General features: G+C 62.7%; 3 protein-coding genes. All 3 read right to left on the reverse strand.

Translation table 11 applies throughout. From position 1 onward, the window contains the following. Positions 1-258, reverse strand: a 258-nt coding sequence (locus tag WA989_RS17635) for a VOC family protein (RefSeq protein ID WP_424341784.1), incomplete at its 3' end; no start/stop codon positions are given. Positions 259-271: 13 nt separating this feature from the next. Beyond that, positions 272-1,258, reverse strand: coding sequence for a cysteine synthase A (gene cysK / locus WA989_RS17640; protein ID WP_424341785.1), 987 nt, complete (start codon positions 1,256-1,258; stop codon positions 272-274). A gap of 65 nt (positions 1,259-1,323) precedes the next feature. Continuing rightward, on the reverse strand, positions 1,324-2,164 hold an 841-nt coding region (locus WA989_RS17645; protein ID WP_424341786.1), incomplete at its 5' end, for an aconitase family protein.

A 2,164-nucleotide genomic window follows, 5' to 3' on the forward strand; every position in this document is an offset into this window, starting at 1 on the left:
GGTGTCGTCTGCTCTGAAAGCGAGGCTGGTCAGCCGGGGGCCGGTTTCATCGAGAAGCGAGCGCAGGCGGTCTGCGGCGGCGCCCTCACCGTCCGGCGCGACCAGTTCGAGCGCTGTATTCGCCGTCTGGAACAAGGCCATCGCAATCCCGTCGGCGGTGTTCTGCCAGACAGGCCGCGCGCCCAGCAGGCTTGTGTATGCCGCAATGCCGTCCGTGATATCCGGACAGATCAGGACAGCATGGTCGAGGGCGGTCACCGGGCCGGTCAAATCAGAGATTTTCGAACAGCGCCGTGGACAAGTAGCGCTCGGCAAAGCTTGGCAGGATGGCCACCACAGTCTTGCCGGCCATCTCGTCCCGCGCGGCGACCCGCCGGGCCGCAGAGGCGGCTGCGCCGGAAGAAATGCCGCCCGGAATGCCTTCAAGCCGCGCCAGCTCTCGGGCCGTTTCAAAGGACTCCTCATTCGTGACCTTGACCACTTCGTCGATCACCGACGTGTCGGCATTGCCGGGAATGAAGCCTGCGCCGATCCCCTGGATCATGTGCGGCCCTGGTTCGCCGCCAGAGAGGACAGGGCTGCCTTCGGGCTCCACGGCGACCATCTTGAAGCTCGACTTGCGGGCCTTGATGACCCGGCCGATGCCGGTCAGCGTTCCGCCGGTGCCGACGCCCGCGATTACCGCGTCGACGGCGCCCTCTGTGTCGGCCCAGATCTCTTCTGCGGTGGTCTTCTCGTGAATGGCCGGATTGGCCGGATTGTCGAACTGGCTTGGCATCACGGCGTCCGGCAGTGAGGCGAGCAAGTCCTTCGCCTTCGCGATCGCACCGCCCATACCCTTCTCCTTTGGCGTCAGTTCAAGCTCTGCGCCGAGCAGGGCGAGCATCTTGCGCCGCTCGATCGACATGGATTCCGGCATGGTCAGGATGAGGCGGTAACCGCGATTGGCGGCGACAAAGGCAAGGCCGATCCCCGTATTGCCGGACGTCGGCTCGACCAGAACGGATTTACCGGGCGTGATCTCGCCGGCGGCCTCGAGCTCCAGGATCATGTTGAGTCCGATCCGGTCTTTCACGCTCGCCAGCGGATTGAAGAACTCGCATTTGAACAGGAGCCTGGCTTTCGTATCGCCGGCCGCCGCAAATTTCGGGGCCTCGATGAGCGGTGTTGCGCCGATCGTTTCCAGCAGCGAGGCATATGTTCTGCCGCGCGGTCCATCCAGCTCGACGCCGCCTTGCAGTTTGACCGTATCGCTCATGGCTTCCTCCATTTTGGAGGAACTATGTCAGGAAGCATCGATCTGAGCCAGATGGCGGGCGGAAATTATCCGATAACGCCGGTGATCGCAGCTTTTGCAGCAAGTTGCGGGCTCATCAGATGGGTGCGCCCGCCGCGGCCCTGTCGACCCTCGAAATTCCGGTTAGAGGTCGACGCGCACCGCTCGCCGGGTGCTAAAATGTCCGGGTTCATGCCGAGGCACATCGAGCAGCCGGGTTCGCGCCATTCAAAGCCGGCCTGCATGAAAATGATGTCGAGGCCTTCCGCTTCGGCTTGCGCGCGCACAAGACCGGAGCCCGGGACCACCATTGCGCGAACACTGCCGGCGACCTTCGCGCCTTTGGCAATGTCTGCTGCCGCCCGGAGATCCTCGATCCGCGAATTGGTGCAGGATCCAATAAACACACGCTGGACAGGTGTGCCAGCGATAGGCGCCCCGGGTTTAAGGTCCATATATTGGAGGGCCCGTTCAGCGGCGGCCTTCTTGACGGGATCGGAAATATTAGCTGGGTCCGGAATATGACCGGAGAGTGGCATCGCCTGCTCTGGACTTGTGCCCCAGGTCACGGTCGGCTCGACCTCTTCGCCGCGAATTTCGATAATCCTGTCCCATTCGGCGTCAGGGTCTGAATAAAGTGTGCGCCAATAGCGCTCGGCGATTTCCCAGGCCCCGCCCTTGGGTGATGCCGGGCGGCCTTTCATATAGTCAAACGTTGTCTCGTCCGGCGCGATCAGGCCTGCGCGCGCGCCGCCCTCGATCGACAGATTACACAGCGTCATCCGGCCTTCCATGGTGAGCTTTTCGACCGCTTCACCACGGTATTCCATCACATATCCGGTACCGCCAGCCGTTCCGATGACGGAGATCAGATGCAGGGCGAGATCC

The sequence above is a fragment of the Henriciella sp. genome (genome assembly GCF_049649345.1).
GTDB lineage: Bacteria > Pseudomonadota > Alphaproteobacteria > Caulobacterales > Hyphomonadaceae > Henriciella.